The sequence below is a fragment of the Niabella sp. ZPM-14 genome (assembly GCF_055693045.2).
Window position 1 is genome coordinate 3,261,303 of record NZ_CM181148.1, and the last position, 18,663, is coordinate 3,279,965.

Here is an 18,663-nt window from a genome sequence, read left to right on the forward strand (position 1 = left end):
GGCTGCCCGCAGCTGTTCACTCAATAAAAATTACTTTTGTGCTCCCATGACGGCGCGAGCGGATCACCATCCTCTTCCGATCACAGTTGTGGAAATCACGCAGAAAAATATAAAAAAGGTGCATCAGAGGATGCATTTACCCATAAATAAAAATTCATGAAAATCATTCCCCTTTCTGAAGGCAGTTTTACTGTGGATGCCTCCAAAAAGTTTGTGCCCTTTAAATTAAGTGAAGACGAGTTGGCTGGCCGGAGCCGCGGAAGCATGCTGGTAGAGATCCAGCCGTTTGTGGTCATCACCAACGATGATGTGATCCTGCTCGATACGGGCCTGGGTCTGACAGACGAGCACGGTCAGTTTCAGTTGTATCAAAATCTCCGCGAACAGGGAGTCAATGCCAGCGACGTCACCAAGGTTATTATGAGCCACCTGCATAAGGATCATGCCGGAGGGCTGGTGAACCCTTACACGCGCCACCTGAGTTTTGAAAATGCCACCTATTTCGTACAGAAGCAGGAATTAGAATACGCTTTTGAGGGAAGTAATGCTGCATCCTACCAGTCAGACATGCTGGAATTGCTGCGCACTTCCGACAATGTGGTGCTATCAGAAGAGGAGGCCGGGACCATCTCTGACGGAATCACCTATCAGGTCACAGGCGCCCATTCCAAATACCACCGGGTAATCTGGATCAAAGAAGGGGCAGCAACTGTTTTTTTCGGAGCCGACGACGCTCCACAGCTTTCCCAGATGAAAACCCGGTTTGCCGCCAAATATGATTATGACGGGAAAAAAGCCATGCAGCTAAGAGAACAATGGATGGAAGAGGGGAAAGAGTGGTCTTTTCTGTTTTACCACGATATCAAAACACCGGTACATCGATTTTCCGGAGCGTAAAGCTAAAAAAAAAGGCCTGCCCTAAAAAGAGCTGGCCGTTGCTAACCTATGAAAAACACCAAGTGCAAAAATAGGGAAAGATTCAGACAAAAAAAATTTTTTAAGAAAAAAAAGTTTAAACATTAATTTTTTTTCCCGCCCTGCTTCCGGTTTTTCAGCTCATCTCTGACCTTCCGGCGGAAGGTTTGCTCACTGGTAAAAAAGGATGTGGCCCGTTTCATTCCGATCACTTTTGCCATCTGTTTTCGGGACGAAATCTTCAAGGCCAGGATCTTTTGTTCCCGCTCCAAAGGGTCTTTTGTGGCACCAATGATCTTCTTTCTTTCTGTCAGATAAGCTTTCACCAAAGGGCGCATTCCTTTTGCTTCTGAAGGAGTTAGCTCCAGCGTTTGGGTCACATACTGAAAAAAAACGTCATTGATTTTGGATGGATCTTTTTGCTGTCCCTCTGTCATCTGCTGAACGCCCAGCAGGATCATCAGCAGCAATATGATTTGTCTGTACATATTCGATCGAGATTAAAATAATTCATTCGCGTTGCCTGTCTCTTCCTGTAAAAAGGTTTGTAATTCCTGGTTACTGATGCCGCGGAAAAGTTGATTGCCATCAAGGCTTTTTTTCCTGGCTGCTGAGGCGGCCATAGGGTCTTCTCCCTCCTCAGCAAATTCTGCAAGTTCACTGCTTTTCACCTGGTAGATGGCAGGTTGTGGCGCCCGGGTGTTGGCGGTCGTTGCATGATGTCCTTCACGCGGATTCAAAAACCAGGCAGCGCTGAAAGCAATGATACCTGAGATCATCGCGGCTGCAGCCAGCTTGTACCAGGCCATCACTTTCCCCGGCTGCGGTTGTTTCTCTGTTTTCCGGGAAATGGAAGCCTCCAGCGTGTCAAAGTAGTGATCCGGAACGCGATACGTCGGTTGTTGAGCCAGGCCCTCGGGGAGGATATATTCTTGTGGTCCGATGTCCTCTAATTGATCAATAATATCGTGGGTCACCGAGTCAAAATAGCCGGTGGGCGTGGAATACGGCGTATCCACAGGTTTCGGGGTAGCGTCTTCATTTAAGTCATCCAATAATTGCGATATCTTTTTCTCTTCACTCATATAAAATAGTAGACTGATAAATTAATTAAAAATTTAATTCGTTCACCAGGTAGCTGTGTATCTTTTTGGCAGCATGATGATAGCTTGCCTTAAGCGCACCGGTAGACACGCCCAATATCTCGCTCATTTCGCTGTAGGGCATTTCGTCAAAATACCTGAGGCTGAACACGAGTTTTTGTTGTTCAGGGAGGCTTTGTATCGCCAGTTGCAGCTTCCACTCGATCTTCGACGAATCAAAATATTCGTCGGCTTTGATTTTTTCCGCCAGGAACGATTCAGATTCACCGCCGGCTTCGACGCGTTTGATCTTTCGCTGTTTTTCCAGGTGGGTGATGCTTTCGTTGCTGGCGATGCGATACAACCAGGTATATAACCTGCTTTCTTCGCGAAACCGGTCCAGTCCTTTCCACATTTTAATAAATACATTCTGAAGCACATCATCTGCATCTTCATGACTCACTACCAGCCTGCGAATATGCCAGTAGAGTTTTTCCTTGTATTTATCGATGATCTGCGAAAAGGCCTTTTGCTTCGTGGCCGGGTCACGAAACAGCAATAAGAGTTCTTCATCAGAAATATCAGGACGCGCCATCAAACAATAATTATGACTTGATAAGTTTAGAGAGGTTTAAACTACTTAAAATAATCTGTCGGGCGTAAAAAAATAAACCCGCGTCACCAGGACGCGGGTTGCAGATCATTTATACTTTTGGATACTAACCATTTTTCCGGCTCATCACTTTCTCTGCGGCGGCAACGATGTCGGATACATCCATACCATATTTCTTCAAAAGTTCTTTCGGAGTACCGCTTTCGCCGAATGTATCTTTAGTACCAACATATTCGATCGGAACCGGGAAATTTTTAGCAGCGCATTGTGCGATGGCATCTCCCAGTCCTCCGATGATATTATGCTCTTCAGCAGTCACAACACACCGGGTCTTCCGGATCGATTTCAACACAGCTTCTTCATCCAGGGGTTTGATAGTGTGGATATTGATCACTTCGACGCTGATTCCTTTAGCTTCCAGCTCCACACCAGCCTGGATCGCGTTCCAAACCAGGTGCCCGCAGGCAAAGATGGTTACGTCGGTTCCTTCAGAAAAATATTGTGCCTTCCCGATCTGGAAGTCTTCTTCTTTAGTAAAGATCGGCCAGCTGGGACGTCCGAAGCGCAGGTAAACAGGTCCTTCGTATTCCGCGATCGCGATGGTAGCGGCTTTGGTTTGCGTGTAATCGCAAGGCACCACCACGGTCATGCCGGGCAGCATCTTCATCAGGCCGATGTCTTCCAGGATCTGGTGCGTAGCACCGTCTTCACCAAGTGTAACACCCGCGTGAGATGCACATATTTTTACATTCTTGCCGCTGTAGGCAATGGATTGACGGATCTGGTCGTATACACGCCCGGTGCTGAAATTCGCAAACGTCGTAGTGTAAGGGATCTTCCCGCCGATGGAAAGCCCTGAGGCAACGCCCATCATGTTGGCTTCGCCAATACCACACTGAACGAATCTTTCGGGAAACTCTTTAATGAAACCATTCAGTTTCATAGAGCCCAGCAGATCGGCGCTCAGCGCAACGATGTTTTCGTTTTTACGCGCGGCTTCAACAATACCGTCCCCGAAACCACTCCGGGTATCCTTATTTCCTGTTGATTGAATATCTTTTAGAGCCATCTCTTTTGGTTTGTACTTTGTTATCTGGCAAACGTACTGAAAAAAACGCAATCAGCTGGAGGTTGTTTTTTTGTGCAGGCACAACATTTTTCTTCTCGCTCTCGGTGCTTCTTTGCCTATTTTCCTGGAGGTCTGTGTGGCATCAAACCTCCGGGATGCGCCAGACAGATATCACCAAAAATTCATATCTGAGTAAAAATCTGTTAATAATAACCTAAAGCCGAAAAATAGCCTTATTTATGCTTTTGCTTTGTTACTTTCGGGTAATTTCTCCACCTTTGCCAACACAATTTTGAATATATAGAGAATGGGACTTTTTAACTGGTTTACTCAGGAAATAGCAATGGATTTGGGTACCGCAAACACCCTTATTATACATAATGATGAAGTCGCTGTAAATGAGCCGAGTATAGTGGCGCTGAACCGCAATAATCCGAAGGAAGTGCTCGCGGTAGGCAAGCGCGCGTTGATGATGCACGAGAAGACACACGAAAGTATCCGCACGGTGCGACCTTTGAAAGACGGCGTGATTGCGGATTTTAATGCGGCTGAGCTGATGATCAGGGAGTTGATAAAGCTGGTATATCCCAAAAAGCCGTTATTTCCTCCCAGTTGGAGAATGATGATCTGTATTCCTTCCTCCATCACGGAAGTAGAAAAACGTGCTGTAAGAGACAGTGCGGAGCAGGCCGGTGCAAAAGAAGTGTACCTCATCCATGAACCCATGGCGGCGGCGCTCGGTATCGGTATCGATGTTGAAGAGCCGGTAGGTAATATGATCATCGATATTGGCGGTGGAACAACAGGTATTACCGTGATTGCGCTGGCGGGTATTGTCTGCGACCAGAGTATCCGGATTGCCGGTGATGAATTTACCGCTGACATTATGGAAGCGCTCAGAAGGTATCACAGCCTCCTGATCGGTGAGCGCACGGCCGAGCAGATCAAAATCCAAATCGGTGCGGCTATGAAAGACCTGGACAATCCACCCGACGATATTCCTGTAAATGGTCGTGACCTGGTTACCGGTATTCCCAAACAGATCATGGTAAGCTACCAGGAAGTGGCGGAAGCTTTAGATAAAAGTATATTCAAGATTGAAGAAGCGATACTGAAAGCTTTGGAACAAACACCTCCCGAGCTGGCCAGTGATATTTATCGCCGCGGGTTATACCTTACCGGCGGTGGTGCGTTGCTGCGCGGCCTTGATAAAAGACTGAGCCAAAAGATCAAACTTCCTGTTCATATTGCAGACGATCCGCTGAAGAGCGTGGTAAGAGGTACGGGCATCGCGCTGCAGAATTACGACAGGTATCCTTTTGTAATGCGGTAGAAAAATCGGGCTGAATCGTAGAACCATTATTGTATTCAAAATACTTCCCTTCAAGGGTTAGGGGCAATGCGTAATATCTTTTTATTCATCCGGCGCTTTTCTGTTTTTATCCTTTTCCTGATATTACAGATCATTTCCCTGTATTTCCTGTTCACCGACAACGGGTCTCACCGTGCCAAAGGACTTGGATTTGCAGGCGGCGTTACCTCCTATTTCAATAATAAGTATAATCTCCTCGAAAACTTCCTCACTATGCAGGAAGAGAACCGGCGTGTGCATCGGCTCAATGATTCTTTAATGAATTTACTCAACGCCAACTTCGTCAAGGTGGATTCCGGAGCGGCCGTGATAGCCGACACGCTGAACCGCGACACTTCCGGACGTATGCGTCAATACAGATGGCGCAGCGCGCAGGTGTTGTATAGCACCGTAAGCAGCGATAAAAATTATCTGCAACTAAACCGCGGCCGCAGTTCGGGAATCCGGGACGACATGGGGGTTTTCAGCTCCAATGGCGGCCTGGTGGGAAAAGTGATCAACACGGGTGAGCATTTTAGTGAAGTAATGAGCCTGCTCAATGTGGTAAACCGGATGAGCGTGCAAATGAAGCGCACGGGAAGCGGAGGCATGTTAAGCTGGGATGGGAAATCTCCGCAGGAGCTTACCCTGAAAAACATTCCAAAAACAGATTCTGTAAGAAGGGGAGACACGATCGTTACCGGAAATTACTCCCTGAGCTTTCCGCCGGGACGCCTGGTGGGCACGGTGTCCAGGGTGCTGAGAGATAAGGCTACCAACTTCTTTATTTTAAAGATCAGGCCCACGGCCAATCTGAGCAATCTTCAGCAGGTGTTTGTGGTGGAGAACATTCATTATGACAGTCAACTGGGTCTTGACAGGGAAACGCAAAATATGGTAGAAAAAAAAGGAGGTAACAAATGAGTGACCTCGTAAGAAATACAATTCGCTTTTTCCTGTTTATTTTTCTGCAGGTGTATGTGCTAAATGTCATGCCCCACCTGCATCAATTGATCACGCCCTATATCTATTTCCTCTTCATCTTGTGGCTGCCCTTTTACATGAAAAAGGGGTGGGTCTTGTTGCTGGGCTTTTTCCTGGGCTTGTCGATCGATTATTATACGATGACTCCGGGGCTGCATGCGGCCGCTTGCACACTGGTCGCTTTTCTGCGTCCCGTTGTGATCAATCTTTTTGCGCCCAAAGACGCTACTGAGTTCAGCTACAAAGAGCCGTCTCCAAAAGCCATGGGCTGGACCGCCTACCTGCTGTTTGCGTTGATCCTTTCCTTCTGCCATAACTTCTATTTGTTACTGCTGGAATTGCTTTCATTCGGATCATTCCTTCATTTTTTAATGAAGACCCTGATCACCACGGCAATCAGCATGTTGATGATCGTGATTGCAGAATTGATCTTCCCGCGTAAGCTGAAATTCAGATCCAATACGGCTTAGAGCGCAGTCAAATCGTGCATAACATTTTTTCTTTCACCTGGTGTTCTTGGAAGGTGCTGCGGTAAAAAGCATTATGACTTTAACAAATGTTATGCACCCACGAAAGGCCTGGAATCACCGATATCAGTCTGGTTGAAGTCGGCAATCCTTTTTTGTCAAAAAGAACATTAAAAAATTTTAAGTAATAAAATTCAAAGCGATTCACAACTGTTTGTACTTTTACAATTCGAAGTAATACACCGCTAAAGTTTCCCTTTTTAAGATGTCCGTTTTTAATCAGTCGAGAAGTTACATCATACGCGCCATTTTCCTGTCAGTATTCCTGTTGATACTGGGTCAGTTGGTAAATCTGCAGATCTTTAGCCGGAAGTATCTTCAGCTGGCCAGGGACAACGCCGTTTTTGCCAAGATCGTTTATCCCGAACGGGGTATCATCTTCGATCGCAAAGGCAAGCCCGTGTTGAATAATGTCATCATGTTTGACCTGATGGTCACACCTGCTGAAGTCCGGAACATAGACACCATGGCCTTTTGCCGGCTGATGAATATTGACACGGCCGAGTTTAAAGAGAGGATCGTAGAAGCGATCATCAAAAATTCGCGGGTACGGCCTTCCAGTTTTATTTCCCTGTTAACGCCCGAAATGCAGGCGCGGTTTGAAGAAAACAGCTGGCGTTTCAACGGGTTCAACCTGCAGGCGCGTCCTGTGCGGACCTATCCTTCCAATGTAGGCGCGCAGGTGCTGGGTTATATCGGCGAGGTAAGCCCCCGGGAAATTGAGCGCTCTTCCAGGTATTACCGGATGGGCGATTATATCGGCAAGAACGGCCTCGAAAGCTCTTACGAAGACGTGTTGAGGGGACAACGCGGGGTAGAGTACATGATCAAAGACAACAAGAACCGGCTCGTGGGCCATTTTGAAGATGGAGAGTTCGATACCACTGCAGTCGCCGGGAGAGATCTGAAAACCTTCCTGGACGTGGAACTGCAAACCCTGGCCGAAAAATTATTCACCGATAAATTAGGCGGGGTGGTAGCCATCGATCCCAAAACCGGCGGTATCCTGGCGATGGCATCCGGTCCGACTTTCAACCCTAACGACTTAACCGGTCCCGACTTCAGAAGAAATTACAGCGAGCTGCAAATGCTGGCGACCCGGCCATTACTCAACCGGGCCATTAAAGGGCAGTATCCGCCCGGATCTACTTTTAAACCGATCGGCGGACTGATCGCGCTGGATCAGGGCGTGATCACGCCTTCCTTTGGCTACCCCTGCGGCGGGCGGTATTATGGCTGTGGTTTTGGCAAGCCAGCCTGTACCCACGCTGGTGGCGGACATGCCGCGAATCTCCGGTTAGCGACTGCCAATTCCTGCAACTCTTACTTTACAGATATTTACAGGAAAGTGGTAGACAATCCCCGCTATGGAAGCGTCAAAAAAGGATATGCCGTGTGGGAAGAGTATATGCACAATTTTGGCTTCGGTGTGAGGCTGGGTGTGGACCTGCCCAGTGAGGACAAAGGGAATATCACTACCGTAGCGCGGTATGATAAGATCTATAACAATAGCTGGAATTCCTGTACCAACCTGACGCTGGGCATCGGGCAGGACCAGATGCTTGCGACGCCGCTCCAGCTGGCCAACTCCGCCTGCATCATCGCCAACAAGGGGTATTATTACACGCCGCATTTCGTGGATAGCATAGAAAACGAAACCATCGCGGATACTGCGCTCCTGGCGCGGTATCGCAAAAAACACGAAGTGTTGACGCATATATCTGACACGGCGTACAACGCGATTATCAGAGGAATGGAAGATGTGGTCCTCATCGGAACGGCGAGAACGGCTCAGATACCGGGCATCAGCGTATGTGCCAAGACAGGAACCGCTCAAAACTTTCACCGCGGCAAGGAGCAGAAAGAACATTCTGTCTTCGTGTGTTTTGCTCCCAAAGACAATCCTAAGATCGCCATCGGGATCGTGGTGCAGAACGCCGGTTATGGCGCCACCTGGGCGGGGCGGATGTCCCGGATACTGATGGAGCAATATTTACTTGACAGCTTAACTCCCAAAAGTAAGGCTGACCTGGAGCAGATTTCTAATTCAAAGATCATCCCTGCATTTATCCCGCGCGAACAGTTTATCATGGATTCCACCAGCGCTGCCTTCTATGCCAATCTGAGAAAGGACAGCACGCATTACTGGAAATACCTGAAAGGCGGAAAAGCGGAAAAGAAAGATACGACCCGGCAGCAGTCGCCGCTTCGGACCACAAAGGTTCCGGCGAAGAAAACTGCGGAAAGAAAGGAATACTGGGCCATTACGGACAATAAAAGAAATCTTCGCAAAGCGACCAATATCTAGCCATGAATCAGCGAAAAACGGAAATATCAAAAGGCATCGACTATGTTCTGATCATCGTCTACCTGATCCTGGTGGCAATTGGCCTGCTGGCTATTTTTGCGGTGACTTACACCGACGGAGACCCGGTGCTGGAGAGCTTTGTAGGGTATAAGACTGATTATAGCAAGCAGTTCTATTATGCTTGCGTAGCCATGGTGCTCGGGCTTTTCATCCTGCTCACAGACAGTAAGTTTTTCCCGGCAACGGCTAATTTATGGTATGCAGGAGGGATCCTGCTCTTGCTGCTTGTATTTCCCTTTCACTCGGCGGTCAAAGGAACGGAGTCCATCATCCGGATTGGCGGCTTCCAGTTTCAGCCGGCAGAATTTTGTAAAATAAGTGTAGCGCTGGCGTTAGCCAAATATCTTTCGCTGCCCGAGATGGACTTTTCAAAGCCCAAGTCGCAACTCATAGCCGCAGGGTTGACGCTGTTGCCCGCGGCATTGACGATCCTTCAGAAAGAGACGGGGTTAGCGTTGGTCTTCTTCGCCTTCTTTCTCGTGATGTTCCGGGAAGGGTTGCCTCCGGCCTATATTGTCATCGGCTTTGCCGCGGCCGCCCTGGTGATTGCTACCTTGCTCGTAGATAAAGATATACTGGCCGTTGTACTGACCATTATTACAGCCATTGTTATTTTTTTCAGCCAGCGCCAGATCCGGAGGAACAGGGGATTGCTGGTCAAAATTATCCTGATCTGGTTGCTTTGTGTCGGCGTGCAGCGGTTCGGCGTTCCTTTCCTGTTTACGCATGTTTTCGAAAAGCACCAGGTAGAGCGGATCTTCAGTACCATCGGGCGGGATATCCCGGAGGAGTATATTAAAGGGGAAATCAAGCTCGATGCCAAAGGAAAACAGAAAAATACGGCAGATTATAACGTAAAGCAATCCAAAATCGCGATCGGCAGCGGCGGCATCGTGGGCAAGGGGTTGCTGAGCGGAACTCAGACCCGGTATGGTTTTGTGCCTGAGCAACGTACCGATTTCATATTTGATACCATCGGAGAAGGGTTTGGTTTTGTAGGAAGTTTTGTCCTCTTGGGTTTGTACCTGCTGTTGCTGTTCAGGATCGTGACTATAGCGGAGCGCCAGCGAAGCGCTTTCAGCCGCTGTTATGCCTACGGTGTAGCGTCTGTTTTCTTTTTTCATATCTCGATCAACCTCGGAATGACAGTGGGGCTCGCCCCGGTAATTGGTATTCCGCTGCCGCTCATCAGCTATGGAGGAACCTCTCTTCTAACATTCACCATCATGCTTTTTATCCTGATCCGCCTGGACGCCGACCGGCAAATGGTGTTGCGGTAAGGCGCTTCTTACAGAAATTGCAGAAATATTTTTTTCCTGTTTTCTGTGTATTTCAGCGTGTTCTGCGAGGTAGTCACATTTTTTTCAAATTGGTGTAACTTTTCTGTTTCTCGTCCGTATCAGTAATATAGGAGCGCGTTTAGATGCTCTTATGAACGAGAAAAAATATTTTCGTACAGCTATTTAAAAAAGCGATTATCATCAAGCCCCTCGCTGTTTATGACGGAGAAAGAATATAATGACTGTGTTACAAATTATGCCGATGCATTGTATCGGTTTATGTTTAAGTCTTTGAGACACAGTGCGGATGCGGAAGACATGGTGCAGAATGCGTATGAAGTGTTGTGGCAAAACAGGATGGGGATCCAGCCGGAGACAGCGAAGGCTTATCTGTTCAAGGTAGCTTATAATAAGATGATCGATCATTTCAGGAAAAACAATCGCACCGAGTTGTACGAAACTTTCGACAACCTGGACAAAGGAGTAGAAGAGAAACGAAATAATTTGAAGGCGGTATTGGATCAGGCGTTGGGTCGTTTATCCGAGCAAAACAGGTCCCTGGTATTATTGAAGGATTATGAGGGATATAGTTATGAAGAGATAGGGTCCATTACAGGTTTAAATCCTTCGCAGGTAAAAGTGTATCTGCACCGCTCGAGGTTGCAGCTGAAGGCCTACCTGGTGAACATCGATAATCTGGTATAGTTTTTTAAAAGAAGAATAAATGCAAATTAACCAACATAATTATGAAGAGTTCTTTCTGATGTATGTCGATAATGAGTTACCGCAGCAGCAGAAGGAAATGGTAGATGCGTTTATTGAACAGCATCCTCACCTTGCGCCGGAACTGGAATTGCTGAAACAAACCGTGTCTGCATTCGATGCGGATATCCGGATGGAGCACAAAGAGCAATTGGTCAAAAAAACCGGAGCGTGCACCGATGAAGAGCTGCTCACATTCCTCGACGGTGCAGCAGATCCCGGACTGGTTGAAAAAATAAAGAGCAGTGCGAAGAGTGATGCGGAGGTGGACCGGAGGCTGGGGCAACTGAAAAAATTATACCTCCCCGTTGAAGAAATACCTCATCCGCGAAAGGAGCAGCTGTATAAACAGACGGTGGTCAGAAGAATGGATTGGTGGAAAATAGGCGTAGCCGCATCTTTGTTATTGTGCATCAGCGCCTGGATGTTTTTATACAAAACGGAAGATGATGTAGTAGCGCCGCCAATCGCACTGCTGGACACCGCCCGCCAGGAGCAACACGATATCCAACCACCGGTTGAAGCCGATATGAAGCCAGCGCCGCAGGTTACGGAAGAGACGCCGGCCGCGACTTCACCGGAAGATGCTGACTCCCGGGGAAAAGAAATAGTAAAAGAGCGGAAGGTCGAAAAAGAAAAGAGCGCTGACAGGACCAGGCCGATCCCGGCTACTAAAGAAACAGTGATCAGCCGGCCGCCTGTTGCGAAACAAGAGGCCAAACAGGAAACAGCCGAACCGGCAACGGTAGCCGGTGCTGTAACCCCTAAACCGGTGACAGAGCCAGCGCACACGAATCCCGCTAAAACGGCGACTGCTTTGGAGGAGCCACCGGTTAAAGAAAAGAAAGGTTCTTTTTTCAAAAAGATCGGCAAAAGAATCGGCGACCGGGCACTTGATATCCTCACGGATGGAGATGATGACATTCAGGTAGCAGGCTTCGCTATCAATCTCAAAAAGTAAATGTAATAGGCACGCAGTTGTTCTACTTCGCCATGGCAGATGGGCTTGCAGTGTCTATACCCTTATATGTTTTCCCAATCAATTTCAACCATTCAAAAATTTACTCGAAAAATATGGTACGCAAAATTTTATCATTGGCTATAGGTGTAGGGTTGTGCACAGCTTTGTATGCACAGACGGATACATCATCTGTTACGGTGCAGGTCATCACCGATAAGGACAACCGGAAGGTGATTGTGGACAAGGAAGGCGCAGTATGGGAAAAAACAAGCAAGCGGAAAAATGTCAGCACCAACTGGTTCGGCGGTATAGATTTCGGCTTTGCCAATTTTGTAGACAACACCGATTATGCATCTGCCGGTGCGCAGTCTTTTGCTCCCGGAGCCGATGCCTCATGGTTCGACCTGCGCAATGGCAAATCTGTCAATTTCAATCTTTGGATCTTAAGTCAAAAGGTAAACCTGATCAACCACCATGTAAACCTGAAATACGCACTGGGCCTGGAGTTGAATAATTATCGCTACAAAAGCCCGATCCGGTATCAGGCGAATGCTCCTTACGTTATATGGGACAATACCGATGGACGCGCTTATACCAAAAATAAACTGGCCGCTGATTATGTAACGATTCCGCTGATGCTCAATTTTGATTTTGGCAGAACCGGTTCGGTGTCAGTAACCAAAGGCAAGGATAATAAAGGCGTTAAGATCAGTGCTAAAAAATCGCGCGAGTGGGGCTTCAGCGCTGGCATTAGCGCAGGCTATCTCTATAGCGCCCGCAACAAGACGGTTACTTCGGACGAAGGAAAACAAAAGCTGAAAGACAATTTTAATCTTAACCCCTGGAAGCTGTCGTATGTAGCAGAGATCAACCTGGGTTATTTCAGCCTGTATGGCTCCTATGCGATGAAAAGCATGTTCAAAGATGGTCTGGATATGACCCCTTATACCGTCGGGATCAGATTTTAAAGTTTTTGTATATTGCGATCATATAATATGATTAATCGTTTTGATGTATAAGTATCTTTTTATGATCGCAAGCCTGGTTGCTTTTGTCACAGAGGCACATAGCCAGGAAGATCCCAAACCTGACACATTGGAGATCGGTGGCATCACCATTATCCGGGACAATGCACCTTATGCTGAACCCACTAAGAAAAAAGGCTTCTTAAAAAAATTAAGCAGCCGCGCCAATCCCAAGGAAATTAAGACTCAATGGGGCATTGTGGACATCGGTGTTTCCAGCTACGTTGACAATACCGATTATGCGAGCGCTGAAGCCAATGCCTATGCGCCCGGGTCGAATGAAGAATACATGGAGCTGCGGCCGTTCAAATCCCGCAACATCAATATCTGGCTGGTCACACAGCAGTTCAACCTGATCGAGCATTATGTCAATTTTCAATATGGCATAGGAGTAGAGCTCAATAATTATCATTACCAACAGCCGGTCCGTTATGAAGCGCAGACGCCGGCAGTTGATAACGCACCGATCGTTTATCTCGATGAGACGCCGAACAGGACGTATAAGAAAAATAAACTGGCGGCTGATTATATCACTGCACCGGTGATGCTCAACTTTAACCTGACGCCCTATCGCTTATATCCCTTTGAGCTCAGTGCAGGGATCAGTGTTGGGTATCTTTATTCGGCCCGTAACAAATTTGTAAATTCCGACCAGGGCAAGAACAAGACCCGGGGCGATTTTGACATGCGGCCCTGGAAGCTGTCCTATGTTGCAGAAGTAAACCTGGGCGTGATCCGCCTGTATGGCTCTTACGCTTTCAGAAGCATGTACCTCCGGGGTTTAGATATCACGCCTTATAACTTTGGTATCCGGATCAAACCCATGGAAGTATTTGGCAAGGTTGAAACGCCTTAATGTTATCTGGTCCATCAAGCTTTATAAACCGAAATCGCCCAACGTGTCTACCATATCTTTCACCGCCCCGCTTCAGAAGTTCGCCTCCAATGGCGATAAAACCGGCTGGACCTATATTGAAGTGCCGGCCGAGCTGGCCCAACAGCTGCAACCCGATAGTAAGAAGGCCTTTCGTGTCAAAGGGAAGTTAGACAACCATCCCATTGAGCGCGTCACGCTGTTGCCCATGGGCGGTGGTGATTTTTTGCTGCCAGTAAATGCAGCCATGCGAAAAGGGATCGCCAAACGGAAGGGTGCCATGGTAGACGTAAAGCTCAGTGTCGACACCACAGCCTACGAACTCAACGCCGATTTGATGACCTGCCTGGCCGATGAACAGGAAGCGCTGGCATTTTTTGAAACGCTGGCTCCCTCGCACCAGCGATATTTCAGCAAATGGATCGACGACGCAAAAACAGAACAGACCAAAGTGAAACGTTTATCACAGGCGATTTTCGGGTTGGCTCATCAAATGGATTATGGCCAGATGATCCGCTATCACAGAGGAAAAGTGTAGTGTTAGTTGAGAGGTTTATATGTTGAAAAGTTTACAAGGAGGATTGAACCCGGTCTTACGGTCTCCGTCTGACCGGTTCTTTGCCGAGGCTCAACCCGAATAGGTTTGCCAGCACTTACCCGGTCTGCCGGTCTCCGTCTGACGGGTCTGTGCGAAGATCGGAACCAGATATTCGGTTAATCCTTCCTGATTGAAAGAAGAAACGCCAAGGATAGCAAAGAATAGCAGGATGATTTATAATCGGGACGATAAACCGAGCGTGGCAACAAAGATCATATATATTTTTAGCCGGGCTCATAAAAAACTTCAAATCACAAATCCTAAATAAGAAATCAAACTTCCTGCCTTATTTTTGCGCCCTATGGCAACAGAGACAAATAGGTTTCAGGCGATTATATCGCATTGTAAAGAGTATGGTTTTATTTTTCCCAGCAGCGAGATATATGACGGGCTGCAGGCCGTTTACGACTACGGCCAGTGGGGCGCTGAGCTGAAGAAAAACATCAAGGACTACTGGTGGAAATGGATGACGCAGATGCAGGACAATATCGTCGGCATTGACGCGGCGATCTTTATGCATCCCACTACCTGGAAAGCCAGCGGACACGTAGACGGCTTCAACGATCCGATGATTGACAACAAGGACAGCAAAAAGCGGTATCGCGTGGATCACCTGATTGAAAGTTATACTGATCAGCTGAAGGCCGAAGGCAAAGAGCAGGAAGCTGCCGCCATCATTAGCCAGATGGAACAGGCAGATGCAGCCGGCAATCTCGCTGGTTTGAAAAAAATTATTGATGACAACGCTATAAAATGCCCTGTGAGCGGCACGGCCAACTGGACCGATATCCGCCAGTTCAACCTCATGTTCTCAACTGAGTTCGGTTCTACCGTTTCTTCTGAAGATGAGAACAACAAGGTATACCTGCGTCCGGAAACAGCGCAGGGCATTTTCGTCAATTTCCTGAATGTGCAAAAGACCGGCCGGATGAAGATCCCGTTTGGAATTGCACAGATTGGTAAGGCCTTTCGTAACGAGATCGTAGCGCGCCAGTTCATCTTCCGCATGCGCGAATTTGAACAGATGGAAATGCAATTCTTCATTCGCCCTGGCACCCAGAAAGAATGGTATGAATACTGGAAACAGGCCCGCCTGAAATGGCACCAGGACCTGGGCATTCCTGCTACAGAATATCGTTTTCATGATCATGTGAAGCTGGCGCATTACGCCGATGCGGCATGTGACATCGAATATAATTTCCCGATGGGCTTTAAGGAGTTGGAGGGCATTCACAGCCGTACAGATTTTGACCTGCGCAATCACCAGGAGTATAGCAGAAAGAAAATGCAATACTTCGACAATGATGTGAATCCTGAAACGGGCAAGCCTTACGGTAATTACATCCCTTATGTGATCGAAACCTCTATTGGCCTGGATCGTATGTTCCTGTCCATGATTTGTGCTGCCTATACCGAAGAAGATCTGAGCACAGAAGAAAAGCAGGACAGCCGCGTGGTGCTGAAATTGCCGGCAAAGCTGGCGCCGATCAAATTGGCCGTCTTCCCGCTGTTGAAAAAGGATGGTCTGCCTGAAATCGCCGCCGAAGTGATGGCCAGATATCGTGGTGAATTTAAATGCTTCTACGAAGAGAAAGACGCCATCGGTAAGCGCTACCGCCGGATGGATGCCTTGGGAGTGCCCTTTTGCGTAACGATTGACCACCAGACAAAAGAAGACAACACGGTTACCATCCGCTACCGCGATACGATGCAACAAGAACGGATCTCTATCGAGCAGATCGCGGCAATTGTCGGAAATGCGGTTAAATAGGATTAATCGACCAGTTCATAGCAGCTGCCATCGTGATTTAACTTTTTCAAATATAGATTGGCATTTTTTTGGTAAATTAGTTAGTCTGATCAAACACTAAAAAAAATAATATATGAAAAAGGGAACCGGATTAATAGCATTGGGCCTCGCAGCCTGGGCTTATTGGAAATACAAAATGACACCCGAACAAAAACAAAGCGTTAAGGATAAGGTGTCTGAAACAGGTAAAAATCTGTGGGAGAAAGTCCCTCAGAATATTAAGGACGCCGTGGGCCACAAGCCAACCCAGGAGCCTGTTTAAAAACGAATGAATGAATGTCGTAGACCCGGGAAATATCATCAACCCGGGTCTATGACATTTTTGTTACCACTACTTTCCCCGGGAAGCAACGGCTGTCTGAATCGCTTTCTTTCTTCCCCTGAGGTCGGTCACGCCTTCCAGCCCGCCTTCTTTTTGTGCATCTTCGATCGATTTGTCGATAAACTTATACACGTCGTCCCATCCATCAAAGCTATGGTCCAGCAAGGTATGGATGCCATACATCTCCACCTCTGCGTGGGAAAATAAGTAGTTGGACAGAAAATGCTTCGCCAGCATCCTCTCTTCTTCAGAAGGGTTTTCGGTCTCGTTGGCTTTGGTCAGTTTATAAATCGATACATTTCCATGCGGTGAATAACCTTCCCTGTTAGAAATAGGAGGATGCGTGGATACTTCATGAACAAAGTGTCCGATCTCATGCGCCAGGATATATTTCAGCACGTTCCTAGGGTTGGAATATCGCGGATCTTTAAGAATGTCTGACACATTTTTAGGGTCAACGGCGATTTCCCGCTTGGTATATTCCGCAGAAAAACCATTAAAATCGTCTACAAACACCAGCTTAACGTTCCTCCTCCGGAAAAAGTAGTGCTGCATTTCATAAAACATCTGTTCGATATCCTTCAGCCCTCTTCTTGAGATTTCCTCATCAGACAAGATTTCATAATCTTCTGTGTTCAGGTCTACATAAGGGAAAGATGTAAGGGAATGACTGTGTTTAGACACACAGGACATTATACCAAGATCATAGGTTTGCGCCACGGGGTCCTTCTCATTATGACCAGGGGCTTGCTGTTTGGGAACCGAGAACGGAAACGCGCAAACATTAGCGGCCGGTTCAGGCTTGTCGCTCTTAGTGAGTTGCTTCTTGTTGCAGCTTCCTAAAAGAGCCGCCAATAATAATAACGATAACATGTTGTTCATCATATAAAATGTTTTGGTGAAAGCGGAAAGACGGGGAATGATGAAAAGAGTTACAGCCTAAGAAGTAATTAATAATACTTTATGAAAATATGTTAAGTATTTTTATTTTCTCTAACAAATAGGGGAGACCCGGTTGTAGAATTAACAAATCACGCCAAACGGAGCGATGATAAATAATAATAGCCGCCGCAAAAGAGGACCCGCCGATCCGCTTCGAAAACTGTAAAGGAACGGGCAAAGAAGTTGAAAAGATCAGGGAAAATAAGGTTGGTTCATGTCAACAATAAAAAAACCGCCGCGTTATCAGCGCGGCGGAAAAAAATCATGATACAATTTCGACAAGCTAAGAGGCCCATGTAAATATAAGAATTGTTTGTGAAAAACGCTAACAATTGTTAGGAAGCGTTTGCAAAATTTTTGTAGCAGAAGCTCCTTTGACTACGGTATTTGTATTTGCAGCCCATCATAGGCCAGGTACCGGTTCGGAGGCAATTCCTGTTGCACCTCATCATGCAGGCCCATTTGATGCGACAAATGTATAAAATAAGCTTCGGGTATCTGCAATTCGTCAGCCAAAGCGAGCGCTTCCGATAGGGTGAAATGCGAGATGTGCTGCTCTTTCCGGAGCGCGTTCAGGACCAGGATTTTTGAGCCTCTTATTTTCTCTTTGGAGGCTGCATCAATGCGGTTGGCATCCGTGATATAGGTAAAGTCCCCAAGCCGGAAGCCGAGCACAGGCATGTAAAGATGCCACACAGGCACCGGTGTGATGGCCAGTCCTGCCGCATGGAAAGGCTCGTCTCCGGAAATAGTATGCAGCCTTATCGAAGGAACACCGGCATATTTCACGGCTGCAAAAGCGTAGTCAAACTCGATCTGCACCCGGTCGAGCGTCGCCGCCGTCGCAAAGAGATCCATCGGCTTTTGCTGGAAATAATTGTAGGCCCTCACATCATCCAGTCCGGCGATATGATCCTTATGAGAGTGAGTCAGCAAGATGGCATCCAATCGGTGCACCTGGTGCGTGAGCATTTGCTGCCGGAAATCCGGCCCCGCATCAATCACCAGTGTCTGGCCTCCGGATTCAATCAGGAGGCTCGATCGCAGCCGTTTATCTTTCGGGTTGGCAGACGTACACACTTCGCATGGACAACCCACCATGGGCACACCGGAGCTCGTGCCGGTGCCTAAAAAAGTTATTTGTAGCGATGGGTAAGACAAAGTAAAAAGTTGCGTGTGT

19 protein-coding genes are annotated in these 18,663 nt (G+C 47.4%); 13 read left to right on the top strand and 6 right to left on the bottom strand.

Annotation, left to right across the window (positions count from 1 at the left end):
- The first annotated feature begins 156 nt into the window (after positions 1–156).
- A complete protein-coding gene (locus ACU37H_RS13885; RefSeq protein WP_472703508.1) occupies positions 157–897 on the top strand; it encodes an MBL fold metallo-hydrolase in 741 nt (246 codons plus the stop codon).
- A gap of 122 nt (positions 898–1,019) precedes the next feature.
- Here the strand turns inward: ACU37H_RS13885 and ACU37H_RS13890 are convergent, their stop codons facing one another.
- The 4 genes from ACU37H_RS13890 to ACU37H_RS13905 all read right to left on the bottom strand — a co-directional run bounded on the left by ACU37H_RS13890 (position 1,020) and on the right by ACU37H_RS13905 (position 3,679).
- The gene (locus ACU37H_RS13890) at positions 1,020–1,403 is read right to left on the bottom strand and encodes a hypothetical protein (protein ID WP_472703507.1); all 384 of its coding nucleotides are present in this window, start codon (positions 1,401–1,403) and stop codon (positions 1,020–1,022) included.
- Between the two features lie 12 nt (positions 1,404–1,415).
- A complete protein-coding gene (locus ACU37H_RS13895) occupies positions 1,416–2,000 on the bottom strand; it encodes a hypothetical protein (protein WP_472703506.1) in 585 nt (194 codons plus the stop codon).
- A gap of 25 nt (positions 2,001–2,025) precedes the next feature.
- Positions 2,026–2,592: an RNA polymerase sigma factor gene (locus tag ACU37H_RS13900; protein ID WP_472703505.1), complete on the bottom strand. Its 567-nt coding sequence runs from the start codon at positions 2,590–2,592 to the stop codon at positions 2,026–2,028.
- Between the two features lie 124 nt (positions 2,593–2,716).
- Positions 2,717–3,679 (bottom strand): transketolase family protein, encoded by a 963-nt coding sequence (locus ACU37H_RS13905; RefSeq protein WP_472703504.1) that lies wholly within the window; start codon positions 3,677–3,679, stop codon positions 2,717–2,719.
- A gap of 307 nt (positions 3,680–3,986) precedes the next feature.
- Here ACU37H_RS13905 and ACU37H_RS13910 point away from each other — a divergent pair, with 307 nt between their 5' ends.
- The 12 genes from ACU37H_RS13910 to ACU37H_RS13965 all read left to right on the top strand — a co-directional run bounded on the left by ACU37H_RS13910 (position 3,987) and on the right by ACU37H_RS13965 (position 16,481).
- Positions 3,987–5,012 carry a rod shape-determining protein gene (locus ACU37H_RS13910; RefSeq protein WP_427861762.1) on the top strand — a complete coding sequence of 342 codons (1,026 nt, stop codon included), beginning with the start codon at positions 3,987–3,989 and terminating at the stop codon, positions 5,010–5,012.
- Between the two features lie 66 nt (positions 5,013–5,078).
- Positions 5,079–5,954, top strand: a complete 876-nt coding sequence (gene mreC / locus ACU37H_RS13915) for a rod shape-determining protein MreC (RefSeq protein ID WP_472703503.1) — start codon at positions 5,079–5,081, stop codon at positions 5,952–5,954.
- The gene (locus tag ACU37H_RS13920) at positions 5,951–6,484 is read left to right on the top strand and encodes a rod shape-determining protein MreD (protein WP_472703502.1); all 534 of its coding nucleotides are present in this window, start codon (positions 5,951–5,953) and stop codon (positions 6,482–6,484) included. Before mreC ends, ACU37H_RS13920 begins: the two co-directional genes overlap by 4 nt.
- Before the next feature lie 262 nt (positions 6,485–6,746).
- Positions 6,747–8,849, top strand: a complete 2,103-nt coding sequence (mrdA, locus tag ACU37H_RS13925; RefSeq protein ID WP_472703501.1) for a penicillin-binding protein 2 — start codon at positions 6,747–6,749, stop codon at positions 8,847–8,849.
- Positions 8,850–8,851: 2 nt separating this feature from the next.
- Positions 8,852–10,189: a rod shape-determining protein RodA gene (rodA, locus tag ACU37H_RS13930; RefSeq protein WP_472703500.1), complete on the top strand. Its 1,338-nt coding sequence runs from the start codon at positions 8,852–8,854 to the stop codon at positions 10,187–10,189.
- Between the two features lie 219 nt (positions 10,190–10,408).
- Complete coding sequence (locus tag ACU37H_RS13935) at positions 10,409–10,894, top strand: RNA polymerase sigma factor (protein WP_472703499.1); 486 nt, start codon at positions 10,409–10,411, stop codon at positions 10,892–10,894.
- A 19-nt stretch (positions 10,895–10,913) separates the two neighbouring features.
- Positions 10,914–11,912, top strand: a complete 999-nt coding sequence (locus ACU37H_RS13940) for an anti-sigma factor (protein WP_472703498.1) — start codon at positions 10,914–10,916, stop codon at positions 11,910–11,912.
- A 113-nt stretch (positions 11,913–12,025) separates the two neighbouring features.
- Positions 12,026–12,880: a porin family protein gene (locus ACU37H_RS13945; protein ID WP_472703497.1), complete on the top strand. Its 855-nt coding sequence runs from the start codon at positions 12,026–12,028 to the stop codon at positions 12,878–12,880.
- Positions 12,881–12,923: 43 nt separating this feature from the next.
- Positions 12,924–13,793, top strand: a complete 870-nt coding sequence (locus tag ACU37H_RS13950; protein WP_472703496.1) for an outer membrane beta-barrel protein — start codon at positions 12,924–12,926, stop codon at positions 13,791–13,793.
- A gap of 43 nt (positions 13,794–13,836) precedes the next feature.
- Positions 13,837–14,349, top strand: coding sequence for a DUF1905 domain-containing protein (locus ACU37H_RS13955; protein WP_472703495.1), 513 nt, complete (start codon positions 13,837–13,839; stop codon positions 14,347–14,349).
- Between the two features lie 361 nt (positions 14,350–14,710).
- Complete coding sequence (locus ACU37H_RS13960) at positions 14,711–16,180, top strand: glycine--tRNA ligase (RefSeq protein WP_472703494.1); 1,470 nt, start codon at positions 14,711–14,713, stop codon at positions 16,178–16,180.
- Between the two features lie 112 nt (positions 16,181–16,292).
- Positions 16,293–16,481, top strand: coding sequence for a hypothetical protein (locus tag ACU37H_RS13965; RefSeq protein WP_472703493.1), 189 nt, complete (start codon positions 16,293–16,295; stop codon positions 16,479–16,481).
- Between the two features lie 69 nt (positions 16,482–16,550).
- Here ACU37H_RS13965 and ACU37H_RS13970 read toward each other — a convergent pair whose 3' ends face one another.
- Positions 16,551–17,426 carry a hypothetical protein gene (locus ACU37H_RS13970; RefSeq protein WP_472703492.1) on the bottom strand — a complete coding sequence of 292 codons (876 nt, stop codon included), beginning with the start codon at positions 17,424–17,426 and terminating at the stop codon, positions 16,551–16,553.
- Positions 17,427–17,861: 435 nt separating this feature from the next.
- Positions 17,862–18,644, bottom strand: a complete 783-nt coding sequence (locus tag ACU37H_RS13975) for an MBL fold metallo-hydrolase (RefSeq protein ID WP_472703491.1) — start codon at positions 18,642–18,644, stop codon at positions 17,862–17,864.
- Positions 18,645–18,663: the final 19 nt, after the last annotated feature.

Bases quoted from the DNA above. Each gene is read 5' to 3' on its own strand.
- ACU37H_RS13885 (WP_472703508.1), top strand. From the start codon at position 157: ATGAAAATCATTCCCCTTTCTGAAGGCAGTTTTACTGTGGATGCCTCC.
- ACU37H_RS13960 (WP_472703494.1), top strand. From the start codon at position 14,711: ATGGCAACAGAGACAAATAGGTTTCAGGCGATTATATCGCATTGTAAA.
- ACU37H_RS13900 (WP_472703505.1), bottom strand. From the start codon at position 2,592: ATGGCGCGTCCTGATATTTCTGATGAAGAACTCTTATTGCTGTTTCGT.
- ACU37H_RS13950 (WP_472703496.1), top strand. From the start codon at position 12,924: ATGTATAAGTATCTTTTTATGATCGCAAGCCTGGTTGCTTTTGTCACA.
- ACU37H_RS13935 (WP_472703499.1), top strand. From the start codon at position 10,409: ATGACGGAGAAAGAATATAATGACTGTGTTACAAATTATGCCGATGCA.
- ACU37H_RS13970 (WP_472703492.1), bottom strand. From the start codon at position 17,426: ATGATGAACAACATGTTATCGTTATTATTATTGGCGGCTCTTTTAGGA.
- ACU37H_RS13895 (WP_472703506.1), bottom strand. From the start codon at position 2,000: ATGAGTGAAGAGAAAAAGATATCGCAATTATTGGATGACTTAAATGAA.
- rodA (WP_472703500.1), top strand. From the start codon at position 8,852: ATGAATCAGCGAAAAACGGAAATATCAAAAGGCATCGACTATGTTCTG.
- mreC (WP_472703503.1), top strand. From the start codon at position 5,079: ATGCGTAATATCTTTTTATTCATCCGGCGCTTTTCTGTTTTTATCCTT.
- mrdA (WP_472703501.1), top strand. From the start codon at position 6,747: ATGTCCGTTTTTAATCAGTCGAGAAGTTACATCATACGCGCCATTTTC.
- ACU37H_RS13920 (WP_472703502.1), top strand. From the start codon at position 5,951: ATGAGTGACCTCGTAAGAAATACAATTCGCTTTTTCCTGTTTATTTTT.
- ACU37H_RS13940 (WP_472703498.1), top strand. From the start codon at position 10,914: ATGCAAATTAACCAACATAATTATGAAGAGTTCTTTCTGATGTATGTC.
- ACU37H_RS13910 (WP_427861762.1), top strand. From the start codon at position 3,987: ATGGGACTTTTTAACTGGTTTACTCAGGAAATAGCAATGGATTTGGGT.
- ACU37H_RS13945 (WP_472703497.1), top strand. From the start codon at position 12,026: ATGGTACGCAAAATTTTATCATTGGCTATAGGTGTAGGGTTGTGCACA.
- ACU37H_RS13965 (WP_472703493.1), top strand. From the start codon at position 16,293: ATGAAAAAGGGAACCGGATTAATAGCATTGGGCCTCGCAGCCTGGGCT.
- ACU37H_RS13905 (WP_472703504.1), bottom strand. From the start codon at position 3,679: ATGGCTCTAAAAGATATTCAATCAACAGGAAATAAGGATACCCGGAGT.
- ACU37H_RS13890 (WP_472703507.1), bottom strand. From the start codon at position 1,403: ATGTACAGACAAATCATATTGCTGCTGATGATCCTGCTGGGCGTTCAG.